11 protein-coding genes are annotated in these 24783 nt (G+C 68.5%); 9 read left to right on the forward strand and 2 right to left on the reverse strand.

Features of this window, described 5'->3' with window-relative positions:
- Nucleotides 1–54: 54 nt before the first annotated feature.
- Nucleotides 55–2499: a TolC family protein gene (locus Pla123a_RS07035; protein ID WP_146585301.1), complete on the reverse strand. Its 2445-nt coding sequence runs from the start codon at nucleotides 2497–2499 to the stop codon at nucleotides 55–57.
- A gap of 279 nt (nucleotides 2500–2778) precedes the next feature.
- Between Pla123a_RS07035 and Pla123a_RS07040 the strand changes: the two genes are divergently transcribed.
- Genes Pla123a_RS07040 through Pla123a_RS07050 form a run of 3 tightly spaced genes read left to right on the forward strand, consistent with a single transcriptional unit; the run spans nucleotide 2779 to nucleotide 7915 of the window.
- The gene (locus Pla123a_RS07040) at nucleotides 2779–4866 is read left to right on the forward strand and encodes an efflux RND transporter periplasmic adaptor subunit (protein ID WP_146585303.1); all 2088 of its coding nucleotides are present in this window, start codon (nucleotides 2779–2781) and stop codon (nucleotides 4864–4866) included.
- A 1-nt stretch (nucleotide 4867) separates the two neighbouring features.
- Nucleotides 4868–5743 carry an efflux RND transporter periplasmic adaptor subunit gene (locus tag Pla123a_RS07045; protein WP_146585305.1) on the forward strand — a complete coding sequence of 292 codons (876 nt, stop codon included), beginning with the start codon at nucleotides 4868–4870 and terminating at the stop codon, nucleotides 5741–5743.
- Nucleotides 5744–5764: 21 nt separating this feature from the next.
- On the forward strand, nucleotides 5765–7915 hold the full coding sequence (locus tag Pla123a_RS07050; RefSeq protein WP_146585307.1) for an HlyD family efflux transporter periplasmic adaptor subunit: 2151 nt from the start codon (nucleotides 5765–5767) through the stop codon (nucleotides 7913–7915).
- Nucleotides 7916–7922: 7 nt separating this feature from the next.
- Here Pla123a_RS07050 and Pla123a_RS07055 read toward each other — a convergent pair whose 3' ends face one another.
- Nucleotides 7923–8495 carry a hypothetical protein gene (locus Pla123a_RS07055; protein ID WP_146585309.1) on the reverse strand — a complete coding sequence of 191 codons (573 nt, stop codon included), beginning with the start codon at nucleotides 8493–8495 and terminating at the stop codon, nucleotides 7923–7925.
- A 342-nt stretch (nucleotides 8496–8837) separates the two neighbouring features.
- On the opposite strand from Pla123a_RS07055, the gene Pla123a_RS07060 reads away from it, so the two are divergent.
- The 6 genes from Pla123a_RS07060 (at nucleotide 8838) to Pla123a_RS07085 (ending at nucleotide 24680) form a co-directional block, all read left to right on the forward strand.
- Nucleotides 8838–12866, forward strand: coding sequence for a PKD domain-containing protein (locus Pla123a_RS07060; protein WP_146585310.1), 4029 nt, complete (start codon nucleotides 8838–8840; stop codon nucleotides 12864–12866).
- 123 nt (nucleotides 12867–12989) lie between these two features.
- On the forward strand, nucleotides 12990–18011 hold the full coding sequence (locus tag Pla123a_RS07065) for a protein kinase domain-containing protein (protein ID WP_146585312.1): 5022 nt from the start codon (nucleotides 12990–12992) through the stop codon (nucleotides 18009–18011).
- 814 nt (nucleotides 18012–18825) lie between these two features.
- On the forward strand, nucleotides 18826–19440 hold the full coding sequence (locus Pla123a_RS07070) for a hypothetical protein (protein WP_231956354.1): 615 nt from the start codon (nucleotides 18826–18828) through the stop codon (nucleotides 19438–19440).
- Nucleotides 19441–20152: 712 nt separating this feature from the next.
- Nucleotides 20153–21670 (forward strand): ATPase domain-containing protein, encoded by a 1518-nt coding sequence (locus Pla123a_RS07075; RefSeq protein WP_146585316.1) that lies wholly within the window; start codon nucleotides 20153–20155, stop codon nucleotides 21668–21670.
- Complete coding sequence (locus Pla123a_RS07080; protein ID WP_146585318.1) at nucleotides 21657–23636, forward strand: PAS domain-containing hybrid sensor histidine kinase/response regulator; 1980 nt, start codon at nucleotides 21657–21659, stop codon at nucleotides 23634–23636. Before Pla123a_RS07075 ends, Pla123a_RS07080 begins: the two co-directional genes overlap by 14 nt.
- Before the next feature lie 303 nt (nucleotides 23637–23939).
- The gene (locus tag Pla123a_RS07085) at nucleotides 23940–24680 is read left to right on the forward strand and encodes a PEP-CTERM sorting domain-containing protein (protein ID WP_146585320.1); all 741 of its coding nucleotides are present in this window, start codon (nucleotides 23940–23942) and stop codon (nucleotides 24678–24680) included.
- Nucleotides 24681–24783 lie beyond the last annotated feature (103 nt).

A 24783-nucleotide genomic window follows, 5' to 3' on the forward strand; every position in this document is an offset into this window, starting at 1 on the left:
GGCTAGCGTAGGGGTGCGGACCTCAGGTTGTCGAGGGTCCGGCCCGCGGTGGACTCACCGGTTGAGCGAGGGCAACGCCTGCGGCGCGTTCAGGCCGGTCGGCTGGAACAGCAGGTCGAACTCGGCCTCGGCGCGGCTCTTCTTGGCCGGCTGCTCGCTCTGCGGCAACGGCTTCGGCAGTGGTGTGGGCGCCTCGGGCGCGACCCGCCGCGGCGTGGGCGACGTTGCCGGAGGGTTGGCCTTCAGTACAGGAGCCGAGGTGTCGGGCGTGGCGGGTCGCGTGGCCGCCCGCGGGGCGTTGTCGCTGCTCGGGGCGGCGGCCGGCTGGCGGACGGGACGCGTCACGACCTTCGGCCGCACGGTCGCGGGCGGCTGAACGGTTGTCGGTTGCACAGCTACCGGTTGCTCGATGGCGGGCAGCTCCCTGGCGGTCGGAGCCGCGGCGGTCATTGGCTCGGCGGGCGCCGCGCCGTGCATGGCCGGCTGCTGGCAGGCGTCGCGGTGCTGGTCGTAGACGCCGCGGCTGACGGCCGGGGCCCGCCGCGACGCGTAGTTCATCTCGCGGGGCCCGCCGCGGCGGTCTTCGAGGTCGCGGGCGTCCTGGTACGCCTTGCCGGGCCAGCCCCCTTCGGTCAGGAACACGCCGTCGAACTCGAGCAGCGTCCCCTTCACGAAGTGCATGTTCTTGATCGACACCGCGTACTCGGTGACCGTGCGGTGGTAGCGCGACTCGGCCTCGGCCAGCCGCCGCTGCGCGTCGAGCAGCAGGTTGAGCGGCGCCTTGTCCGATTCAAACGCCGCGCTGACCGCGTCGAGCTGGTTGCGCGACGCCACCAGGCGGTTGTAGCTGGTCTGCGAGACCCGCAGCGCGCGGTCGACGTCGGCCACGGCGTTGGCGGCCTGGTGCACGATCTCCTGCTGCTGATCGCAGAGCATTGCCCGCTCGCGGGCGAGCAGCAGCTCGGCATTGCGGACGGCGGAGTGGGCCTGGCGGTAGCCGATTGGGATGTCGAGCTCGAGGCCGAGCTGCCACTCCTGGAAGTCGCCCGTGCCGAGGTCCTCGAACGCGTTGTCGAAGCGGTCGTCGGGCGAGGGCCCGTTGTCGAGCAGGTGGTCGCCGAAGCCGCGCCAGCGGTAGCGTCCGACGGCGTCGAGCCGCGGCAGCAGGTGGTTCTTGCTGGCGATCAGCTCGAGCTCGCGGCGACGGATGCCCCACTTCTGACGGCGGAGCTCCGCGCGGCGGTCGATAGCCTCGAGCATCACCTGGTCCCAATCGAATACGACCTCGGCGACAATCGGCTCCTGCGCGGGACGCAGCAGCGTGCCGTCGGAGGCGGGCAGGTTCATCAGCCGCCGCAGCCGCCGCTCGGCGACATACACGCCGCCGTTGCCGCGGAACGTGCCGGCCGCGCTGCCGTTGTTGGTGCGGGTGCCGTCGAACAGCCGCCCGCTGAGGGCGTTTTCTACCTCTTCCTGGAAGCGGTAGTACTGCTCGCGGGCCTGGGCTTCTTTTTCTGCCTCGCCGCCGCGGCGGCCGGTCTCGTAGAGCGCCTGGACGCGGCGCCAGGTGTCGAGCGCGGAGTCGCGGGCGGCGATCTTGGCGTCGAGGTCGCGGTAGGCGAAGTACAGATCCCAGTAGGCGTTCTCGAGGTTGCTGACGAGGTCGCGGACGGCGATCTCAAACTCGGTGAGCTGCACGTCGGTCTTGAGCCGCGCGATCAGCACGCCGTTGTAGACGCCGGGCGTGCGGGTCGGGCCGGCGATGCGGTTGTACTCGGCGCCGCCCCCCTGCATCAGCGGGTGGCGGAACTCGCCCTCGACCTTCACGGTGTAGGCGCTCATGAACTGGTTGCCGGGCAGGGGCTGGCCGTACCGCAACGGGTTGGTGTCGACGCTGCTGTCGTACTCGATGACCTGCCGGGCGGCGAGCTCCGTGCCCGCTACCGAGCGCTTGGAGAGCTGCATCTGGTGGACGGCCGCGTCCTGGGTAAAGGTCTGCGTGCCGCCGCCGAAGAACTGGTTGTTGAGGGCCCGGTCGTTGTTCTCGAAGAACAGGCTGGTGGTGAACTGGGCGTCGAAGGCGCTGAGCGCGGCCTCGATGCCGCCGGATGGGTCGGTCTCTTGGATCGCCGGGTCGTAGACCGTCTGGGTCGACTGGGGCGAGCGGACGACCGAGCCGCCGAGGTCGCGCAGCACGGTGGACTGCGCCAGGCCCATCTGGATGACCTCTTCCAGGAGGATGTCGCGGTAGCTGGCGGCCTGCTGATCGGACAGCGTCCGCGGGGGCAGGGTGCCGAGACCCGCGTCGCACCCCTCGAGCGAGCACTGGCTGACCGCCGGGTAGTCGATGTCGGCGGCCGCCGTGGCGTAGTAGTCGCCCGCGACGCAGTCGCCGCACGACTTGAACGCCGCCTGCTTGGTGCGGCACCCGCCCGCCAGCAACGAGGCCGCCAGCAGCAGCCGCAGCGCGGTGTGTCGTGTTGGACGGGTGGTCGCCACGCTCGGTCCTGGGGCAAGGTGTCTGGTCTCGGAGCGGGCGCGAATGCTAGCGGCGGCGCGACGCCGGCGCAGCAACGAGAACCTGCTCTCGTCTGGCTCATCGACCACCGGCGGCCGGAACAATGAGACTAATCGTTAGATTCTGCCAAGCCGTGTGGCCTTTCCCTGCAGGCACGACCCGCGCCAGCGTTGCATTGTGAAACACGCCCGCTTGAAGGCCGCTTAGGGGCGTGTTTGTTTGCGGGCGGTTTTGGGGGCCGTCGGTATACTTAAGGCTCGATGGCCACTACCCCCGCCAGCCGCAGCACGACCCCCGGCAGCGCCCCGCCTGGCAGCGCCGCGGCGCCGCGCGCCGCCGAGGACTTCTGGGGGGACTTTGCCGCCGAGCTGGCGTCGCTGACAGAGCTAGCACGCGCGGGCGATTCGTCCGAGGGCTTCTACCAAGAGGCGCTCCGCCGCACGGTCACCGCGCTCGCCGCGGCCGGCGGGGCGGTCTGGACCCCACAGTCGGGTGGGCGGATGCGGCGGGTCTGTGTGATCTCGCCGAACGACTCCAACGCAGCGAACCCCGACCCCAAGTACCGCCTGCGGCACGAGCTGCTGCTGGCCGCGGTCGCCGAATCTGGCGAGCCCAAGATCCTGGCCGCCAACACCGAGTCGGACCTCGCCGCCGACGCCAACCACACACCCTACACGCTGGTCGTGACGCCGGTGGCGTCGCGGGAGCGTGTCGCCGCGCTCATCGAGCTCCGGATGCAGCCCGGCGGGTCGCCCGCCGTGTACCGCGGCGCCGAGCGACTGCTGGCCGCGGTCGCCGAGGTCGCGGCCGAGCACCACGCCTACGCCGACCTCGCCAGGCTCGACGGCGTCTGCGCCGACCAGCAGCGGCTGCTGACCCTCGCCGAACGCGTCCACGCCACGCTGTCGCTGGACCAGACCGCCGCCACCATCGCCAACGAGGCCCGCGCCGCTATCGGCTGCGGCCGGGTCAGCGTGCTCGAGCTGCGGGGCCGCTCTTGCCGGCTGCTGGCGGTCAGCGGCGTCGAGCAGGCCGACCGCCGCTCGCGCACCGTCCGCGGCCTTCAGGAGGTCGCCGCGATCAGCTGCCGATTGGGCGACCCGCTCTACCTAGCGGACGACGCATTGGCCGACGAGCACGACGAAACGCTGCCTCAGGCGTCCGACGCGCTGCACGCCTACGCCGACGAGTCCAACTCGCGGCAGATCGCCGTAACGCCGCTTGTTCGCCGGGCCGACGACGACTCACAGTTCGAAGACTTGATCATCGGCGCCCTGGTCGCCGAGAGCTTCGCGGCCGGCGACACGCCGCTCGCCCGCGACCGCGTCGCGGAGGTCGCCCGCGTCTGCGGCGCGGCGCTCGGCAACTCCCTCGAACACGACGCGACGCCGCTTGTCGGGCTGACCCGCCCGCTGCGGGGGCTGACGCGGCCCGGCACGCTCGCGAAGCTCGCGGCCGTTGCGGCTGTGCTGGTGGCGACTGTTCTGGCTCTGGTTCTGATCCCGGCCGAGCTTCGCATCGACGCCCGCGGCGAGCTGCAGCCGGTGAACCAGCGGAACGTGTTCGCGCCCGACAACGCGGTGGTGCAGCGGGTGCTGGTGTCCCACGGCCAGCAAGTCAAAGAGGGCGACCTCTTGCTGGAGCTCCGCGACGCAAATCTAGAGCTCGAACTACGGCAGCTCGACGGTGAGCGTCAGACCGCCCAGCGGCAGCTCGACGCCGTCCGCGCGACCCGCGCCAGCCTCGACGCCCGCCAGTCCGACCGCGCCCAAACCTACCGGCTGTCGGCCGAGGAGCAGCAGCTCAAGCAACGCCTGACGAGCCTCGACGAGCAGCAGAGGCTGCTGCTGGTGCGTCAGCAGGCGCTTGCGGTCACCAGCCCGGTGAGCGGCATGATAGTAACGTGGGCACTCGACGAAACACTCAACGGCCGCCCCGTCGAGCGTGGCCAGAACCTGATGAGCGTCGCCGACACGGCCGGCCCTTGGCGGGTCGAGCTGCGGCTGCCGGACGACCGGATTGGCTACCTTGTCGATGCTCAAGCAGAAGATGACGGGGCGCCGCTGCAGGTCGAGTACCGACTCGGCAGCCAAGAAGAAGGCTTCCTGCGCGGCGAGGTGACCCAGATTGCCGGCCGCGCCGACGACCAGCCAGCCGCCGCCGAAGCCGACGGCCCACGCGTGATCGAGGTCCGCGTCGCGCCGCAGCCGGGCGACCTCTCGCACGACGACCCCGAGGTGCGGCCCGGAGCCTCGGTGCGGGCGCGGGTGCTGTGCGGCGAGCGTCCGCTCGGCTACGTGCTGGCCCACGACCTGATCAACGCAGTCCGCGTGTGGTGGGAGTTCTGATATGTTCCGCAACAAGCTTTTCGCCGCCGTACTGCTAATGCTCTTCAGTGGCGCAGCCATCGCTGCCGCCGACGGAGTGAAGGTCGACGCGGTCGTGCTGCGGCTGCTGCACGAGGCCGACGCCCCCGCGCAGCGGTCCGGCGTGCTGACCAAGATCCACGCCCGCGAGGGGGACGCCGTCAGCAAGGGCGACCTGCTGGCCGAGCTCGACCAGCGCGAGGCAGAGCTCGCCGAGCAGGCGGCGCGCGTCGAGTGGGAGATCGCCCAGCGCCGCGCCGAGAACGACGTGCAGGTCCGCTACGCGTCGAAGGCCAACGAGGTCGCCGCGGCCGAGCTGCGGCGGAGCGAGGAGTCGATCGTCAGCTTCCCGAAGAGCATCTCCCGCTCGCAGATCGATGTCGAGCGGCTTGAGGTCGAGAAGACCGCGCTGGAGCGTGAGCAGGCCGAGCAGGACCAGCGGCTGTTGGCGATGGAGGTCGAGGTGAAGAAGTCCGCGGTCAGCGCGGCGCGGCTCGAACGCCGGCTGCGGCAGATCGTCGCGCCGATTGACGGCGTCGTGGTCGAGGCGCCCGCCCGGCTGGGCGAGTGGCTCGAGCCGGGCGAGCTCGCCTTCCGGCTGGTCGGCATCGACCGGCTCAAGGCCGAGGGCTTCATCGCCGCCGCCGACGTGGCGCGCGTCACGCCGGGCGCCGAGGCGCTCGTCAGACTCTCCGCGGACGGCGACTCCGCGCTGATGGGCCGCGTGGTATTCGTCAGCCCCGAGGTCGACCCCATCAACAACCAGGTCCGCGTCTGGGCCGAGGTCGAGAACAAGAACCGCCTGCTGCGTCCTGGCCAGCACGCCGAGATGACCATTCAAGTGAGCGACTCCGAGTAACCGTCCCGCGGCCAGTGAACGATGTCACCCTCCACCAACAATCGACCGCTGCTGTTGCGTGCCCGGCCAGATGTGGTCGCGGCGGCGGTGCGGGTGGCGGGTTTGCCGCGGTGGGTGGTGACCGACCCGGTGACGCTCGAGCACTACGACCTCAGTGACCAGGAGTACACGCTGCTCGGCGCGCTCCGCGAGGGCGTGAGCCTGCGCGACCTGCAGCGGGTGTTCGAAACCCGTTTCGCGCCACGGCGGATCACGCTCGAACAGGTGTGGGAGTTTGTCAGCCGGCTGCACCGCGCCGGGCTGGCGGTCTCGACCGCCGCGGGGCAGGGCGGTCGCCTGGTCGAACGCCGCGACGACCGCGTCCGCACCGAACGGCTCTGGTCGTGGACGCAGCTGCTCGCGATCCGCCTGCCGGGGCTGCGGGCCGATGGCTTCATTACCTCACTCTATGGCGTCGTGCGGTGGGCGTTCTCGCCGCCGGCGTTGCTCTTGGCGATCGGTCTGGTCTTGTGGGCCGCGACGATCGCGGTGACCGACTACGCGGCGTTCGTCGCCGGCATGCCGGCGGTCGCCGAGCTGGCCCGGCCAGGCAATGTCGCCGCGCTGATGCTGGCCGCGGTCGGTGTGAAGGTCCTGCACGAACTGGGCCACGCGCTCGCCTGCAAACACTTCGGCGGCCGGGTCCACGAGCTCGGCGTGCTGCTCCTCGCCTTCACGCCGGCGATGTACTGCGATGTGTCCGACCTGTGGCGGCTGCCGAGCAAACGCCAGCGGATGCTGGTCACGGCGGCGGGCATCGTGACCGAGGTGATGCTGGCTTCGCTGGCCGCGATCGTGTGGCGGTACACGGACGCCGGACTTGTTCACACCGCCGCGCTGAACGTGATGATCGTCTGCACGGTCGGCACGCTGCTGATCAACGCCAACCCGCTGCTGCGGTACGACGGCTACTACCTGCTGTCCGACTTTACGGAGACGCCCAACCTGTGGCAGCGCTCGCGCGACGCGGTGGCCGCCCTGTGGGGCGACTGGCTGCGGCGCCACGATGTACCGCGCCCGCCGATCCGCCCCTGGTGGCTGCCGGTTTACGGGCTGGCGTCCCAGGTCTACCTCGTACTAGTGCTGCTCGGCATCGTGTGGGCGCTGACCGTCGCGCTGCACTCGTACCGCCTGCAGAACCTCGCCTACGCGATTGGAGTGGTCGCGGCGGCCGCTTCGCTGTCGGCGCCGCTGCGGTCGGCCTGGCGTACCGGGCGGGACCCGATCGCCCGCCGGCGGCTGCGCCGCGGCCGGGCCGGACTGACAGTAGTGATTGTCGCCGCGATTGCCGCGGCGCTGTGGTTCGTGCCGATTGGATTCAACGCCGAAGGCCAGGCGACCGTTGCGTTGAGCGATCCGGCGGTAGTGGTGACGACCACGCCGGGCCGCATTGTGTCGGCCGTGGCTGCTGGCCAGCGGGTCGAGGCCGGGGACCAGATCGCCCGGCTCGAGAACCCCGAGCTCACCGCGGAGCTGGCGGCGCTGGGCGGCCGTCTCGCGGAGGAGAGGCTGCGGCTGAAGCAACTCGGCGCCCTGCGGGCCCACGACCGCCAGGCGAGCGACCAGCTGCCGGCCGCTGCCTCGCGGGTGGAAGACCTTGAGCATCAGCTTACGCAGCTCGAACAAGAAGCAGAGCGGCTCGTGCTCCGCAGCCCGCGGGCGGGCGTGGTGGTGAGCAGCGAGCGGCGTGACGCCGATCGCGACCGCACCACGCTAGCGCGGTGGTCGGGCACCCCACTCAGCCCCAGCAACCGCGGCGCCTGGCTCGAAGTCGGTGCGTCGGTCTGCTGCGTCGGCGAGCCCGCTAGCAGTCAGGCCGAGGTCCTGCTCACCGAGGACGACATCGAACGCGTCGCGATCGGCCAGCCCGTTGAGATCGCGTGGCGGCAAACGCCCGGCGTGGTGGCCCACGGCCGGGTGGTGGCGGTGTCGCGTCGCGCGGCGCCGCTTGGCTCGCGAGGCGCGTCGCCGACGACCGACAACGGGCCGCGTTACCAGGTGCGGGTCGAGCTGGCCGACCCGCCCGCCGGCCTGCGTGTCGGCGGCCAGGGCCGCGTGAAGATCGACACCGGCGCGACCACGCTCGGCAACCTAGCCGTGACGCGGCTGCGTCAGCTGTTCCGGCTGCCGTGAGCCGCCGCTAAGGCAAGATCGCGATAATGCCGACCGCCGTGCCCGCCTCGACCGCGGCGGCGTCCAACCGGCACGGCCACCAGTGCTTGCGGTACGGGTTGCAGTTGCCGGGACGGTAGTGGCCCAGCGTGTAGACGCACTCCCGGGGGCAGTCGGCGGCCATCAGGTACGGCAGGGCCGGGATAGTCCCGAAGAAGTGCGCCGCGCTGACCACCGGCTGCAGGCAGCGGCCGCAGGTGTAGCCGTACCGCTCGGCGTTGATCTCCTCGAAGTACAGCGGGTTGTGGCGGCTGGCCGAGGCGGTCCAGTGGTAGGACATCACCGGCCAGGTCCGCTGCAGCACCACGCCCGCGGGAATGCCCTCGCGGGCGAGCCGCAGGGCGCCGTAGTTCGGGGGGAGCTTGCCGCTGGGCGCCCCGATTTCGACGCCGAGCGTCTGGACCGGCTTCAGCTCGACGTTCAGCTGCGCCGGGCGGTCCGACGGGCTCGCTGTGGCGATCGGCTCTGCCGCCAGCTGCGAGTTGCCGCAGTTTGCTGCCACGCAGGCCAGGGCCAGGCAAAGGGTGGGCAGCACACGCATGGAGGTTCCTCGCTCGGAATCTAGGGATCAGACGGTCCTCCTTCTGCTTCGGCGCCACCGGGCCCCAGAATCCACCCATCCGTCAGGACCGGTCCCCGAAAAGGGGAGAAAAGCCCGAAAAGTTTGACAGTTTTACCGAGTCGTCATGATAATGAACGCTCTGGCGAGAAGGGGTTAGACAGCATCGCCGGGCCGGCTCCCACGGCCCGAGTTCTGTCGACGGCTCGCCGTTTTCGTCAGACGGACAGGAGCCGTTCTGGTCCACGTAAGGACGGCACTGACTGTGACTTGCGCCGATCGCCAAGGGGCGGCTGGCCGGCGCTGAACCGGATACGCTACTCGATGGGCTCGACCTCCTGGATTGCGCGCGTGGTGCGGTTTGCCCAGTCGCTGCGCGCCGATCTCTGGAGCGACCCGTCCCAGCCCCGGCTCCGCTGGGCCCACGCCCCCCAGCTGAGGCCCGACGAGCTGTCGGTCCGCCGGCTCGAGCCCCGCCGCGTGCTGACCGCCAGCATCCAGGCGCTGGCGGTCCCCGCCGAGGCGGTCGAGGGCGACACGGTCGAGGTCAGCGCCGACGCGACCGGCGGCGCCCTGAAGTTCGACTGGACCGTTACCCGCGACTCGAACGTCATCGCCGAGGCCGACACTCGGGACTTCTCGTTCCAGCCGACCGACGACGGCGAGTACAAGGTCGCCCTGCGGGTCAACGACGCTTCGGACTTTTCTTCCGACTACGCCGAGGCGACCCTCACGGTCACCAACGCCCGGCCCCAGATCTCGCAGCTCCACGCGACCCCGATCGTCGAGGGCGAGGTCACGGTGCTGACCGGCGTGCTCTCCGACCCGGGCGCCGACGACACCCACACGCTGGAGATCAACTGGGGCGACCCGAAGGACCCCAACAACCTCCAGACGATCGACCTCACCACCCCGCCGGCCGGGGTCACGTACAACGACGCCACCGGCGAGTTCCGCGTCGAGCACAAGTACCTCGACAACGACGCCCCCGGTTCCGACCCGGACCGGTTCCGCATCAACGTGCTGGCCCGCGACGACGACGGCGGCGAGTTTCGCGCGCTGACCGCCGGCTGGGTCCGCAACGCCGCGCCGACCGTGACCGGGCTGTCGGCGACCAGCATCGACGAGAACGGCGTCACAGCACTGACCGGCGTGCTGCAGGACCCCGGCAAACTCGACACGCACACGCTGGAGATTAACTGGGGCGACCCGCTCTCGCCGGGTGACTCGCAGTCGATCGACCTCACCAACCCGCCGGCCGGCGTGACGTACAACGCCGAGACCGGCGAGTTCGCCATCACCCACCAGTACCTCGACGACAACTCATTCGCGACGCCGGTCGACCTCTACACGATCGGCGTCACCGCGACCGACGACGAAGGCGCCTCCGGCTACGCCGAGACCACCGTGCAGGTCAGCAACGTTGCGCCGAAGGTCGAGAGCCTCTCGGCGACCAGCATCCAGGAGAATGGCGTCACCACGCTCAGCGGCCGGATCATCGAGCCCGGCACGCAGGACCTGCTGCGGATGGTCATCACCTGGGGCGACCCGGGCTCGCCCGACCAACTGCAGTACGTGCGGTTCGACGCGCCGCCGGCCGACTTCCAGTACGACCCGTCGACCGGCCAGTTCTCGCTGACCCACCAGTACCTGGACGACCCCGCCGGCACGCCCGACACGTACGAGATCCGCGTCAACGTGCTCGACGACGACGGCGGCGTGGGCCAGGCGACCACCACGGTCAACGTCAGCAACGCTCCCCCTGAGCTGGCCGACGTCGACGCCAACGACATCAACGAGAACGGCGTCACGACGCTGACCGGCCGCATCGTCGACGCCGGCTCGCTCGACACGTTCACACTCACGGTCAACTGGGAGGACGGCGCGGTCGAGGAGTTTACGACCGACCCCAATGGCGTCGGCATCAACCTGCTCGACCCGCCCGAGGGCGTCGCCTACGACCCGGCGACCCGGGCCTTCTCGATCACCCACCAGTACCTCGACGACAACCCGACCGGCACGCCCAGCGACGCCTACACCATCCGCCTGACGCTTGTCGACGACGACGCCGACATGGCGGTCGACGCCAAGACGATCCAGGTCTCGAACGTCGCGCCGGTGATCACCAAGCCCGAACCGTTCCAGATCAACGAGGGCCAGTCGCTGCTGATCGGCGCCGAGGCAACGCCCGGCGCGCTGACGATCCCGGGCATCGTGTTCGAGGACGCCGGCACGCTCGACACGCACACCGCCACCGTCAACTGGGGCGACGGCCACCCCGACGAAGACCTCCTGGTGCTGCAGAACATCGGCTCGGAGGTGCGGACCAGCGTGCTGGTCGGCGACCACACATTCGCCGACAACGGCGAGTACACCGTGAGGATCACCGTCACCGACGACGACGGCGGCCAGGCGGTCGAGTCGTTCCTGGTGACCGTATTGAATGTCGACCCCGAGCTGACCGGCTTGTATCCCTTCGAAGTCGACGAGGGCGCCGAGGTCACGCTGGCCGGATTGGGCGTTGGGCTGACCGACCCGGGCTTCGACAACCCGCTCAACACGGGCGACCCGGCCAACGGCGGCGAGCTGCAGGAGACCTTCGTCGGCGTGCAGGTCGACTGGGGCGACGGCTCCACGCCGGACACGCTGAGCGTGGTCGATCGGGTGAGCGGCGTTCCGGGCGCGCCGACCACGGCCGGCTTCTCGCACGACACGCACTACTACGCCGATAACGGCCTGTACACGGTTACCCTGACCGTGGGCGACGACGACGGCGGCGCGGTGCAGCGGACGTTCCAAATCACCGTCAACAACGTCGCGCCGACGCTCACCCTGACCGATGAGATGTTCGTCATCAACGAGGGCCAGACGCTGTTTGTCCCCGGCCTGGGCGCGTTCTCCGACCCCGGCGCGGCCAACCCGCTGAACCCGGGCGGAGCCACCGAGGAGATCTTCCACTACACCATCGCCTGGGGCGACGAGGAGGGCGACGACGAAGGCGACGAGCACCAGAGCCCGGTCACGTTTGTCGACGGCGGCGCCGGGGTCGGCACAAGCGGCACGCTGGCCAACAGCCATTTCTACGCCGACAACGACATCGACAGCCGCTACACGATCACGGTCACCCTCTACGACGACGACGGCGGCTACGCCGAGCAGAGCTTCGAGATCACCGTCAACAACGTGAACCCGACGATCGAGCCGCTGAACCCAAGCGAACTGATCGACGACGAGTACATGCCCGGCATCCTGGTCGACGCCGAGAACCTGGACGGCGACGGCGTCACGGTGATGGCGATCCGCTTCAGCGACCCGGGCGCCGACACCTACGAGGTGTGGATCGACTGGGGCGACAAGCTCGGCGAGCCCGACACCGACGCCCGCTTTGTCAAGGCGACCCCGATCAACTGGATGGAATCGGAGGACGGCGTCACGCTGTTGTTCTCCTACACCTACACCGGCCCGCCCGACCCGCTCGACCCCGCGGCGCCGATCGCGATCACCGCGATCGTGCTCGACGACGACTACACCACCGCCAACGACGGCAAGCTGGTCGTGGCGGCCGAGTCGGTGTTCCTGGTCGAGCCGGGCCGTAGCGAACCCGGCGTCGCACTGATCAGCAACCCCGGCATCGACTCCGGCGCCGCCGCGATCGATACCCGGCCGGCGGTCGAGATGCTCGTGTTCCCCCAGCTCGAAGAGTTCGTCGAACCGCCCGCGGTTCAGGCGGGCGTCGACCTCAGCCAGCAGGGGCAGGACCTGCAGTCCAGCGGAGGCGACCAGGCCGCGACCAGCGAACGCGTCTGGGTGCTGCGGAGGGTGCTGCCCAACGGCGAGCCGGGCGAGCCGCTGCAGCTTAAGCCCGACGCGATGGACCGGCTGCCGGAGCTGTTCGATCGCCTGCCGGACGGCCACTACCAGATCCTGGTGATCCGCACCGAGAGCAACACCGAGCGGCTGGTGATGGACTTCGTGATCCGCGGCGGCCGGCCGATCGACGTCTCGGACGACTCGGACGGCGCCCGCGACCGCCCGCCGACCGAGGACCAGGAAGCGCAGCCCGAGAACCCGCCGGCCGAGCCGCTGCCGGTTGAGAACCGTGAGCAGCCGGAAGGACTCCCGGCGCCGGTCGAGGCGAACGGCCAGGCCAAGCCGGTCGCGGCCGCTGCGCTCGGAGTCGATCAACCGGACGAGCGGCGCCCAGACGACGCGATCTTGGCGGCGGGCGCCGTGATGGCGGTCGCCGTCACCCGGCCCGAGGGGGACTGGCGCCGCAAGGTAGAGCACACTCTTGAGCGGGCCAACGACCACGACTGGCGGATGCTCAACCTGCTCCGCCGCCGGCCCCGGTAACCAACAACCCAGCCCCCGACACCAACCCCGAAACCCAGCCACCAGAGCCCCGAACACACTTCTCCGGCGGTCCTTACCACCCGCACCAAGGCCGCGGCGCCAGCCGCAAGGAAGCCTCACTTCATGCAACGCTGCCACGCCTGCCAACACGAACTCGACCAGCCGCAGATCGACGCCGGCCGCTGCGCGGCGTGCGGCGCCGCGGTCCCCGCGTCGCTGCGGGTGCGGCCGCCGCAGGACGATCCGCAGGCGACCGTCGACTCCGCCGAGTCGTTCGAGCTGATCGTTGACGACCAGGACGCTCCCGCGGACGACGACGCGCAGAAGACAATCGACCTCAGTTCTTCGGACACCCACCCCACGGTGAACATCCGGCCGAAGAACCCAACTATCGCCGACCGTGGGGACGCCACGGTTGAATTCGACTCGCTGTCGTTGGACGCGGGACCGGCGTCGAACCCCACCGTGCAAGGGACCCCCGGCGGGGGGGCAGGCGAGGGCGCCACGGTCGAGGGCGCCGGCGGCAGGTCGACCCACCCGATGCACGGCGACTTCACGATCGACTTCGGCGGCGAAGACCCCGACCTCAGCGCCCACATGAGCAGCGAGTGGGGCCTGTCCGTAGCGCCGGGCTTCAAGCAAAACCAGACGCTCCGCCAGAGCGGCACGGTCAACGAGTTCATCTCCAAGAACACCCGCAGCACGTTGCAGGTCAAGAACCGCTCGCTGCGGCTGAAGGTGGACGAGTCCGAGGGCGAGATGACGCCGCTCGTCCCCGGCGAGGTTCCCGACTACGAGCTGCTCGACATGATCGGGCAGGGCGGCATGGGCGTGGTGTACGCCGCGACCCAGTCTTCGATCGCCCGCACCGTGGCGGTCAAGATGTTCAAGCCGGGCGCGAAGGTCACCAACGAGCAACGCGACAAGTTCATCTCTGAGGCGGTGGTCACCGGCGAGCTGGACCACCCGAACATCGTGCCCATCTACGACATGGGCGCGAGCGAAGAGGGGGCGCTCTTCTACTCGATGAAGCGGGTGAAGGGCACGCCGTGGGACGACGTGCTCACCAAGCGGTCGCTCGACGAGAACCTTAACATCCTGATGCGTGTCGCCGATGCGGTGGCGTTCGCCCACGCCGGCGGCGTGGTGCACCGCGACCTGAAACCCGAGAACGTGATGCTCGGCGACTACGGCGAGGTGCTGGTTATGGACTGGGGCCTGGCCCGAGTCACCAAGGCGTTCCGCAACGCGAGCGCCATCTACCAGGCCGACAGCCTCGGCGGCACGCCCGCCTACATGGCGCCCGAGATGGCCCGCGGCCCGATCGAAAACATCGACCCGCGGAGCGACGTCTACCTGCTGGGCGCGATCCTGTACGAGATCATCACCGGCCGCGCGCCGCACTCCGGCCGCGACGTCATGCAGTGCCTGATGGCGGCCGCCAACAACAAGATCGACGACATCGAGCAGACCGGCGAGCTGGTCGACATCGCCATGCAGGCGATGCAGACCCGCCCGGAGGACCGCTACCAGACCGTCAAGGACCTGCAGGCGGCGATCCAGCAGTACCAGTCGCACTCCGAGAGCCTGCTGCTGACCGACAACGCCCGCCAGCACCTCGAGCAGGCGCACGAGTCCAGCGACTACCAGTACTACGCCCGGGCGCTGTACGGCTTCCAGGAGGCGATCACCCTCTGGCCCGAGAACGACAAGGCGGTCGACTTCCTGGAGCGGACCCGGCTGGACTACGCCGGCGCGGCGCTCGCCAGCGAAGACTTCGACCTGGGCGTCTCGCTGTTGTCGGGCGACACGCCGGAGCAGGAGAAGCTGCTGCTCGCGCTCGAGCGGGGCAAGCTCGAACGCGACGCCCGCCAGCGGAGGCTGACGTTCTTCAAGCGGCTCGCTGCCGCGGCGCTGGTTGCGATCTTGCTGGGCGGCACGTTCTTCACGGTTGCGCTGCGTAGGGAACGCAACGAAGCGGTTACCCAGCGTGCTCGCGCGGAAGAGAAGAAGCAAGAGGCCGAAGCGGCCAAGGTTGTTGCTGACGAGAAGCGAGCCGAGGCCGTGACCGCGAAGGAAGCGGAGGCCAAGCAGCGCGAGGAAGCAGAGCGGGCTAGGGCCGACGCCGAACGGTCTGCCGAAGCCGAACGCCTCGCCGCGGAGGAGGCCCGCGTGCAGCGAGCAGCCGCGGAGCAAGCTCAAAAACTGGAAGAAGCCGCCAAGATCGCCGAAGAGTACGAGGCCTATGTCGCCCGCATCGGCCTGGCCGCCTCGAAGATCGACGAGAACGCGTTCGACAGCGCCCGCGAGATCCTCGCCGAGTGCCCCCCGACGCTCCGCAACTGGGAGTGGGGGCGGCTGAACTACTTGTGCGGCTTGAGCCCACGGCATTTTGATTCCACCGGCCCGGTGGAGGCCGTGGCCTACTCGCCCGACGGGCGGCTGATCGCGTCGGGCGACTGGGGCGGGCGGCTGATCGTCCGCGACGCGGCGTCCGGCGAGGAGCAGCTGTCTGAGCGCCTCGCCCAGTACGTGCACTCCGTAGCGTTCTCCCCCGATGGCAAGCAGCTCGCCGCCGGGTGCAGCGACGGCGTCATCCATCTGCTGGACGTCAGCAGCGGCAAGCGGCAACGAACGCTCCGCGGCTCGGAGCAGGGCGTGCTGAGCGTGCGGTTCTCGCCCGACGGCGGCCGGCTGGTCACCGCGGGCTACGACAGCCGCGTCCGGCTGTGGGACCTGAACAACGGCGCCAAACTCCAAGAGCTGCAGGACCACAGCTGGTGGGTCTGGTCGGCCGGCTTCTCGCCCGACGCCTCGCAGCTGGTCACCGCCAGCCAGGACGGCAAGTCGATTGTCTATCAATGGGACGGCGCCAAGTACGCCGTGCTGACCGTGTTTGATCAGCACGAGGGCCCGGTATACGCGGCGGCGTTCTCTCCCGATGGTCAGCGGGTCGCGACCGCCGGCTACGACAACTCGGTTTGCCTGTGGTCGCCCGCGGCCGTGCAGGCGGCCGACCTCGCCAGCCGCGTCGACGGCGACGCCCCGCAGGCCGAGGTCGACTTCACCCGCCTGACCGGCCACCGCGGCCCGGTCCGCGGCGTGGTGTTCTCGGCCGACGGCCGCACGCTGCTGTCGGCCAGCTACGACAACTCGCTCCGCCTGTGGGACGCCGACGACCATCACGCGCTCAAGACGCTCCGCGGACACGGCTCGGGCGTGATGACCTGCGCCCTCGCCCCCGGCGGCAAGTGGGCCGCGTCCGGCGGGCAGGACCAGCAGGTGCGGCTGTGGGACATCGACGGTTACGAGGAGTCCCGCATCCTCCGCGGCCGCGTGATGAACGACCACGCCGACGCGGTGCTCAGCGCCCGGTTCTCGCATGATGGCTCGCGGGTGATCACTGCCAGCCGCGACCGCTCGAGCAAGCTGTGGGACTCTGCTAACGGCAAGCTGCTGACCACCTTCCAGGAAGGGCACGAGTACCTCGCCTCCAGCGCGGTGCTGTTCGACGCCGGCCGCCGGATGGCGACCAGCGCCGGCGACAGCTCGGTTCGCGTGTGGGACGTCGGGGCCGGTTCTGAGTTGTTCTCGCTCCGCCCCACCGGCCGCGCGGGGACGCTGGCCGTTTCGACCGACGGCGAGTGGATCGCCACCGGCGGCCCCGACAACCAGGCCCGGCTGTGGCCGGCCATTGACGGCGCCGAGCCGGTCGTGCTGTCGGGCCACGTCGAGGAGGTCACCGCCGCGGCGATCGCGGACGGCGCCTCGCTCGCCGCGACCGGCGACAACCGCGGCGTGATCCGTGTCTGGCGCCGCGACGGCGAAAACTGGCTGCCCGGCCCCGTGCTCAAGGGCCACAGCCGCGCGATCACCGGTTTGTCGTTCGTTGGCGATCGGCTGATTTCCTCTAGCGGCGACAACACCTGCGGCCAGTGGGACGTGACCGCCGGACAGGAGGACCGCCGCCTGGTCCTCAAGCACCCCGACTGGGTCAACTCGCTCGACGTCTCGCCCGACGGCCGGCTGGCAATCACCACCTGCGAGGACGGCCGCGTGCGAGTATGGCGGCTGGGCGACGCCAGCGTTGTCGCCGAGCACCGCGCCGGCGAGTCGACCCGCGGGGCGGCGTACACCCGCGCGGGTTTCTCGCCCGACGGTCGGCTCGCGCTGCTCACCTCGCCCGCCGCCCGCGTGGTTGAGGTCTGGCCGTGGTTGGACGGCCAACCGCGCCCGGCGCTCCGGGCCGGGCAGCAACTCAAGCAACTCTGGGCCGCCGAGTTCGCTGGCGACGCGGGTCGCGTGCTGACCATCGGCGGCAACGACGCCCAGCTGTGGGACGTCGGCGCCCGGCAGCCGATCGTCAGTTTCAGCCCGCACGGCGCGGTGTCGTCGGCGTCGCTGTCGCCGGACGGGCGGCTCGCGGCGACCGGCAGCTGGGACAACTCGGTCAAGCTGTGGAGCACCGAGACCGGCCGCTCGGTCCGCAAGCTTGAGCACGCCCACCAGGGCTATGTCAACAGCGTGATGTTCTCTCCTGTTTCCAACGACCAACTGCTCACCGCCAGCGACGACGGCGCCGCCATCCTGTGGGACCTGTCCGGCGAACAGCCCCAGCGCCGCGTGCTGCGGGGCCACGCCGGCCGCGTGCTGCAGGCGGTCTACTCGTCCGACGGCCGACAGGTGCTGACCGCCGGCGCCGACAAGACCGCCCGGCTCTGGAGCCGTGACGGCGCCGAGGTCAAAGTCTTCCGCGGCCACGACTGGGCCGTGCTGGCCTGCGCCATCAGCCCCGACGGCCGACACGTCGTGACCGGCAGCCAGGACAACACCGCCATCGTGTGGAGCGTCGCTTCCGGCGAGCAGGTCGCCACGCTGTCGGGCCACACCGCGAGCGTCACCTCGGTCGCATTCTCGGCCGACGGCCGCCGGGTGCTGACCGGAAGCCAGGACCGCGCCGCCAAGCTGTGGGACGCCCAATCCGGCAAGGAGATCCTCACCCTCGGCGGCCACACCCGTGAGGTGACCAGCGTCGCATTCTCGCCCGACGGCCGCAGCGCGCTGACCGCCAGCCGCGACGGCGCCGCCATGCTTTGGCTCGCCGAGCCGTGGAACGGCCAGCCGGTCGCCGCCAGCGTCCGGTAGGCGTCCCACTGTGGGTTACGGAAAGCTCGCAGTGCGATGCCCCTGGCAGCGAGACTTTTGTCCCGGCCGAGTTTTGTCCCCTGCGGCGACATCGATTGATAGGGACAAAAGTCGGGCCCGATCGCCAGCTGCGGTTGTCGTAAGGCGCCAATCCAAAACGGCTTAGTCGAACTGTCGTATCGCCGCCCCGCCGACTTTTATCCTCTTCTGCTCGTTCGCGGGGACAAAACTCTCCGAGGGGTCCACCCAACCGGCTAACGCCGAGTTCCTAGAGCCTCTTTATTGGAACGCGCCTGGTGGCTCATATCGACAAGAATCCGGCCAAAGTAGAAATGGCCGCGAAGCCGTTCATGGTTCGGTCCTGGTTAGATGGGACCACAGATCATTCTTGATGGGCAGTAATCTCCGGTGGCCGGTCTCGGACGTCCGTTGGCGTTCCTCTGCCACGTCGGACGCTAAGAGCAGGGTATTCCCGCCGCACGGGGCGCCATGCCCGTGGTCCTGCCATTCGGGTTCCGCTAAAGACTCCCCTTTAATCTCCAGTAACATGGACGTTTGAGACGCTTGCCCCCCCCCCCCCCCAAAGCGGTGGGCCGTAAAATGTCCTCCANTTTCTCTATTTACCTATTTCAGTCTCCTCTCCTAACCCCTAGGATGTAGGTAACCGCAATTTAGTCGCTTAGATGTTCTTCCAGGCGCATGTCATCTTCGGGCTTCATCGAGACACATCAAAGGAAATAGCATGAGGAATCACTTCTTCTTGTGCGTGGGTGGGGCAATCTTTGCTCTGCTCACCTCAACCAGCGCTGACGCCATGCTGAAGGTTGACTTCGGCACGCCTAGTTCGCCAGTTGATACTGCCAACGGCTTTGTCGGCGTCGACCACACTGGGGCATTAGGTCTGAACGGCGGTAGTGTTGGCGGGACCATCGGCCTGACATTTGGGAGTTCGAATCCCCCAGTCAATTCCAGCAATAAGAACGGACCCGACGCGCTCAATCGAGACTTCGTGTCGACCGTTACTGGTTCGAACAGCGCCAATGACTACCTAGAGATCATGCTGTCCGGCGTGAATCCAGGAACCTACAGCTTTACCGGTTACTTCCACCTCACGGACCCGTCAACCGGTGGTTACGCCAACGCCTCCACCGAGGTTCGCTTCTCCGACTCGGTAACCACATCACCAACTCTAGCCGACCTGACGGTCATTCGTTCCGAAGGCAACGAGACTCCCGCTTTCGGTTCGTTCGACTTCTCTACCGTCGGCGGCAATATCAGTTTTCTCGTGGAGCTAACGAATCCGACCAATCGTTCGGTGCTGATCAATGGCTTCACGCTGGCCGCCGTCCCTGAGGTGGGGTCGTTCCTGGTGTGGAGTGGCCTGTTTGGGGTGGGCATGGTCCGCTACCGCGGCAAGCGGAAAGCCTAGCCATTCTTGCTAGGGCCGTCTCGAAGCGCAAAGCAAAACGTATAGCACGAGATTCTACTAAAGAGCATCACGCAGCCGGGCATCGCCCGGCTGCGTTTTTTTGTTGGTCTCTTAAAGATGCCGCAAGCTCTGCCAAAGCGGACTGAGAAGGCCACCTGGCGTTGCTGTTCTCCCTACCATCGGCTCGTCAATCGTTCTGCACATCAGCAAGCGACGGGCCTTGCCGATTACGCCAACGCGCTCCCACCCATTTGCTTGAACGTTAGCTAGAAAAGGAGCACGCAGTGCAAGCAGAGCCAATCTCTTCTTCGTATTCCGGTTGCTTATGTCCCCATGAGCTTCGCGCCGCACCCATAGGAGCTTCGCTGCTTGGCCGGTGTTCGACCAGGGCGACCGATCAGCGATCCAGACGCAATGTGCATGGGCCGCGGAAAATGAATTGAGCAAGCTGCCCGTGTCGGCGAGAGGCGGCGTTACCGTCGGCTTCCGAGATAAGCCACTATCCGACCTGGGCGCCAGACGGGCGGCAGTGGGTGGTCGATGGCAGACCAGTTGGTCTCGAGAACGCGCTGCCGGGCGCTAACTGACGGCTACCTGTTTCTGGTCACGCAATCATGGCCAATCCCCCCGTGTGGAGGTAAAATTGCGATTCCGCACGCGGGTCTGCGGTGCGAGAGCCTGGGATCAGTACTGGGGGGAGACGCGAGAGGAAATGCTGAATCAAGCGACCGACGTAAGCACCGGCAACGCTACTCTCGACGAGATTCTGGGAGGCGGACTGACCGGCAACCGCATCTATCTTCTCGACGGTCATCCCGGCACGGGCAAGACGACCATCGGCATGCAGTTCCTGCTCGACGGGCTGCGCCGCGGCGAGGCCGGGCTGTACGTGTCGCTCTCCGAGACCAAGAACGAGTTGCTGGCGATCGCGGAGTCGCACGGCTGGTCGCTCGAGGGGCTGGAGATCTACGAGCTGGTCGACCCCAGTGGTTCGCTCGACGCCGACTCGCAGTACACGATGTTCCAGCCGTCGGAGGTCGAGCTCGGTGAAACCACCCGCGGGATGCTCCAGGAAGTTGAGCGTCTCAACCCGAAGCGGGTGGTGGTCGACTCGCTGTCCGAGTTGCGTCTGCTCGCGCAGAACGCGCTGCGGTACCGGCGTCAAATCCTGGCGCTGAAGCAGTTCTTTGTCGGCCGCGACTGCACGGCGATCTTCCTCGACGACAAGACCTCGCCGGACAACGACCTGCAGCTGCAGAGCATCGCCCACGGCGTGGTGAGCCTCGACCGGGTGCCGACCGAGTTCGGCAACGAACGGCGGCGGCTGCGGGTTATAAAGTACCGCGGCCGCCGATTCGTCGGGGGCTGGCACGACTTTGACATCGAGCGGGGGGGCGTGCGGATTTTCCCGCGGATCGCCACCGCCACGGACCCGACCCCCGGGGCTCCGCGTGAGCGGTTGGCGAGTGGCAACGATTCGATCGACCGGCTGCTGGGCGAAGGCATCGAGGCCGGCACCAGCACGCTGATGCTGGGTCCGGCCGGCGTGGGCAAGTCGTCCTGCGCCACCCTGTTCGCCCACACGGCGTGCCTGCGGGGGGAGCGGGCGGTCATCTTTGCTTTCGACGAAACCAAGCGGACGCTGATCGCACGATCGGCTGGACTGGGGATGGACCTCGAAAAGCTGGAGGCCGACGGCGCGCTCGAGATCCACCAGGTGAACCCCGGCGACGTCACGCCCGGGCAGTTCGCCGAGATGGTGCGTCAGGCGGTAAGGCCGGTTGAGGGACGCGGCCGGGTGAGCATCGTTATTATCGACAGTCTCAACGGATACCTGAGCTCGATGCCGGAGGAGCGGTTCCTGCAGATTCAGATGCACGAGCTGCTGAACTACCTGGCGAACTTCGGCGTCGCGACGTTCTTGGTGGTCGCCCAGCACGGCATGCTGGGCTCGGGGATGCAGACTCCGGTCGACGCCAGCTACCTGGCGGACACCGTGATTCTGTTCCGGTACTTCGAGGCGGCCGGCGAGATCCGCCAGGCGGTGTCGGTCGTGAAGAAGCGGGACGGCCACCACGAACGCAGCATCCGCGAGCTCCGGATGGCGGACGGAAATATCCTCGTCGGCCAGCCCCTGGCGGAGTTCCACGGGATCCTGGCGGGCATGCCCACCTTCACCGGCAACCCGAAAAACCTCATGGAAAAGCGGGACGCCGATGCCGAGTCTTAGCATCGCCCGCGGGCCCAGCCGAGTCTTGGTGCTCCCCCCCACCGTGCGGGACGGCGAGCTAACGACCAAGATCCTCGACAACGCGGGGGCGCCGTGCCTGGTTTGCGCGAACATCGACCACCTGTGCGAGGAGATGGAGGCCGGCGCCGGCGCCGTGCTTATCGCGGAGGAGCACCTGCTGGGTGACAAGCGGCGCCGACTGCGTGGGGTGCTGGAACGCCAGCCGCCGTGGTCGGACATCCCGGTGCTGGTGCTGACCCTGCCGGACGAGCTCGCGCTAGCGTCGCTGCGTGAGTGGCAGCAAGAGGCCAACATCACGCTCGTTACCCGCCCGCTCCGGATCGACAATTTCCTGGCGATGGTGCGGTCGCGGCTCCGGGATCGGCGGCGGCAGTACGTCGTGCGGGGGCTGCTGGAGTCGCTCGAGCAGCGGGGCAGGGAGTTCCAGCAGCTCGCCGACGCGATGCCGCAGATGGTGTTCATCGCGGATGTGGAGGGGCGGATCGAATTCCTTAATCAGCGGGCGGTCGATATCCTGGGCAGCGGCCTCGAGCGTCCCGTCGGCTTCGCCGAGTGCTTCGCCCCCGCGCCGGAGGACGCGGGCCGGGTGGCCAGCCGGTGGCGCGACGCGGTGGAGTCGCAGCAGGGGTTCGCCTGCGAGTTCCGTGTGCTGCACGGCGATTCGGGCGCCTACCGCTGGCAGCTCGCCCGGGCCGAGGTGGTCCGTGACGCGGCGGGGGGCGTGCGGCAGTGGTACGGCACCTGCACCGACATTCACGACCGCAAGGTAGCCGAGGAAAAGCTGGGCGCGGCCCTCCGTCAGTCGGACGCGGCGAACCTCGCCAAGAGCGAGTTCCTGGCAAACATGAGCCACGAGATCCGCACGCCGATGACCGCGGTCCTCGGCTACTCGGAGCTGCTGGCCGAGCAGGAGTCGGACCCCGAGAAGCTCGCCTTCCTCGAGGTCATCCAACGCAACGGCGCCTTCCTGCTGGAGATCATCAACGACATCCTCGACCTCTCGAAGATCGAGGCCGGCAAGCTCGACGTCACGCTCGAGACCGTCGACCTGCGACGATTTGTCGGGGAGATCGAGTCGCTGCTCGCGATGCGGGCGGGCGAGAAGGGGGTGCGGTTCCAGGTTGAGTTGGACGCCGCGTCGCCGCCCGCCATCCGGGTCGACCCGAAGCGGCTCAGGCAGGTCCTGATCAACCTGGTGGGCAACGCGATCAAGTTTACCGACGACGGATCGGTGAAGCTGGCGGTTGGACGCGACGGCCAGCGGATGAGGTTCGTCGTTTCGGACACCGGCATCGGCATGACCGGAGAACAGCTGCATCAATTGTTCAAGCCGTTCCAGCAGGCCGACTCGTCGGTCTCGCGTCAGTACGGCGGCACCGGCCTGGGCCTGGCGATCAGCCAGCGGCTGGCGGCGATGCTCGGCGGCGAGATCTCGGTGCGGAGCGTGCCCGGCGCGGGGAGCGAGTTCACGCTCGAGCTAGTATTTCAAGAGCCGGTCGCCGCCGGGCCTACGCCTACGCCGACGCCCCTGGACCCCGAGCCGACGCTCACGGCGTTCGACAACCTCGAGGTCCTGGTGGTCGACGACCGCCGCGACATCCGCTTCCTGTCGGGCCGCATCCTCAGCGACGCCGGCGCAAACGTTAAGTTCGCCGAGGACGGGCTCGAGGCGACGCGGTTCATCGAGCGGTGCATGGCCGAGGGGACCGAACCAAGGCTGGTGCTGATGGACATGCAGATGCCGGCCATGGACGGCTACGAGGCGACCCAGCGGCTGCGGGCGATCGGTTTCAAGCGGCCGATCATTGCGCTCACCGCCGACGCGATGCAGACCGACATCACGCGTTGCCTTGAGAGCGGCTGCGACGCCTACCTCAGCAAGCCGATCGACAAGGTCGAGATGCTCCGCACAGTGGCCTACCACCTCAGCCTCAGCGAGGTCTAACCTGTTTCGGCGTTCGCCCGGTTGAGCGCGGAGGCCGTCTTTACCGCAACCGTCCAGCGGCCCCGGCAAATCGGGGGGCGGCGCGACCATGTTGGGCACTGCGGCAAGAGCCGGACCTGCCCTCCGGTGCCGCCCACTGGTGCTGGCGCCGGCCAAACCTGCTTGCTGCGACCGCCCGCTGGGTCTAGGATCGGGCCAAGGTCCGTTTAATGGCGATCGGCCGGTCGTTTCGCTGACGGGTCGTTTCGCCGACGGGTCGCGTCGCCTCATCTTTTCTGGCGTGAACTACCGGGACTCGTGATCATGTACCGAACGTTGGTCGCTGCCCTATTGCTTTTTACGGCGCCGGTGTCGTCCGCCGCAGGAATCTTCTCGAACGGCGAATCAAATGTCGTCGATGCAAGCAACTCTCCTATCGACGGCGCCGTGATACGGGACAGCCCGGAGGGGGATCCGACCGAAGTCATCGTCCTCGAGGGGGGCGTCATTAGCAACGCCATCAGTATCGTCGACTCGTCGGTTCTTCATTTGCGGGGAGGAGAGCTATCGACCTACGTTCAGGGCGGAGGCGCCTCGCGGATTTTCATCGAGAGCGGCGTGGTGGGAACGCAGGTGGCTGTCTACGGTGCGGCGGTTGCGACAATCAGCGGAGGATCGATGAACGAACTGATCGCAGCCCCGGGCGGTGTCATCGCGCTGTCGGGCGGCGTGGTGAATGAGAGGATGCGGGCGGGCGGTGGCGGAACGATTAACGTTATCGGCCGGGGGTTCAACTACCCTGCCGGCCCTCTGCCCGTGACATCGGGGACGCTCACCGGGTTTCTGGCGGACGGCTCGTTTCTTTCGACGCCCTTCATCAGCGACTTCCGCGGCGTCGGAATGATTAATCTGGTCGTCGTCCCCGAACCCACCTCGATGCTCCTCCTGGCTCTAGGCGGCCTGTGGTTGACGCCCAGGTCCCGACGCCCCAGCCGCGGCGGCGCCTTGGACGAGGCCTGCCGGTCCTCAAGCCTCTACAACGCAGTTGTCGGGCGCCTTTGTTGAGCTGAACCCCCGCTTCCATCGGAGGCTGCTGAAAGTGTCCGAGCGCCGCAGCGTAGTGTGCTTGTTGCGGGCCGATGCTCGGGGTAAGGTTGGCGAGGTGTGG

The organism is Posidoniimonas polymericola, assembly GCF_007859935.1.
In the GTDB taxonomy this organism is placed as follows: Bacteria; Planctomycetota; Planctomycetia; order Pirellulales; family Lacipirellulaceae; genus Posidoniimonas; species Posidoniimonas polymericola.

Excerpts from the sequence above, each read along its gene's own strand:
- Pla123a_RS07040 (WP_146585303.1), top strand. The coding sequence starts at position 2,779 with ATGGCCACTACCCCCGCCAGCCGCAGCACGACCCCCGGCAGCGCCCCG.
- Pla123a_RS07045 (WP_146585305.1), top strand. The coding sequence starts at position 4,868 with ATGTTCCGCAACAAGCTTTTCGCCGCCGTACTGCTAATGCTCTTCAGT.
- Pla123a_RS07050 (WP_146585307.1), top strand. The coding sequence starts at position 5,765 with ATGTCACCCTCCACCAACAATCGACCGCTGCTGTTGCGTGCCCGGCCA.
- Pla123a_RS07055 (WP_146585309.1), bottom strand. The coding sequence starts at position 8,495 with ATGCGTGTGCTGCCCACCCTTTGCCTGGCCCTGGCCTGCGTGGCAGCA.
- Pla123a_RS07060 (WP_146585310.1), top strand. The coding sequence starts at position 8,838 with ATGGGCTCGACCTCCTGGATTGCGCGCGTGGTGCGGTTTGCCCAGTCG.
- Pla123a_RS07065 (WP_146585312.1), top strand. The coding sequence starts at position 12,990 with ATGCAACGCTGCCACGCCTGCCAACACGAACTCGACCAGCCGCAGATC.
- Pla123a_RS07070 (WP_231956354.1), top strand. The coding sequence starts at position 18,826 with ATGCTGAAGGTTGACTTCGGCACGCCTAGTTCGCCAGTTGATACTGCC.
- Pla123a_RS07075 (WP_146585316.1), top strand. The coding sequence starts at position 20,153 with ATGCTGAATCAAGCGACCGACGTAAGCACCGGCAACGCTACTCTCGAC.
- Pla123a_RS07080 (WP_146585318.1), top strand. The coding sequence starts at position 21,657 with ATGCCGAGTCTTAGCATCGCCCGCGGGCCCAGCCGAGTCTTGGTGCTC.
- Pla123a_RS07085 (WP_146585320.1), top strand. The coding sequence starts at position 23,940 with ATGTACCGAACGTTGGTCGCTGCCCTATTGCTTTTTACGGCGCCGGTG.